Source organism: Pseudomonas rossensis, from assembly GCF_039888995.1.
GTDB lineage: Bacteria > Pseudomonadota > Gammaproteobacteria > Pseudomonadales > Pseudomonadaceae > Aquipseudomonas > Aquipseudomonas rossensis.
This window is the reverse complement of the sequence record NZ_JBBWCB010000407.1, coordinates 1-237: the sequence shown is the minus strand read 5'-3', so window position 1 is coordinate 237 and position 237 is coordinate 1. Positions and strand designations below refer to the sequence as shown.

Annotated in this window: 1 pseudogene; it reads right to left on the bottom strand. The window is 64.1% G+C overall.

What is annotated here, in order from left to right:
• A pseudogene (locus WLY71_RS31070) lies at positions 1–235 on the bottom strand (NAD(P)-binding domain-containing protein); the annotation flags it as partial.
• Between the last annotated feature and the right edge of the window lie 2 nt (positions 236–237).

The following is a 237-nucleotide window of genomic DNA, read 5'->3' as shown; positions in this document are numbered from 1 at the left end:
CCGTCGATGATGGTATCGCCAGCTTCGAGCAAGGTGCTCAGGGTGTCGATGGTGTCTTCGGTCGGTGCGCCGGCCGGCAGCATGACCCACACCGCACGTGGCTTGGCCAGGCCAGCGACAGCGCCGGCAGGTCGATGACGGCAGAGGCGCCTTCTGCGGCCAGGGTGTCGACAAAGGCGGTATTGCGGTCGTAAACAACGGTGGTATGACCGTTGAGCATCAGGCGCCGCGCAATAT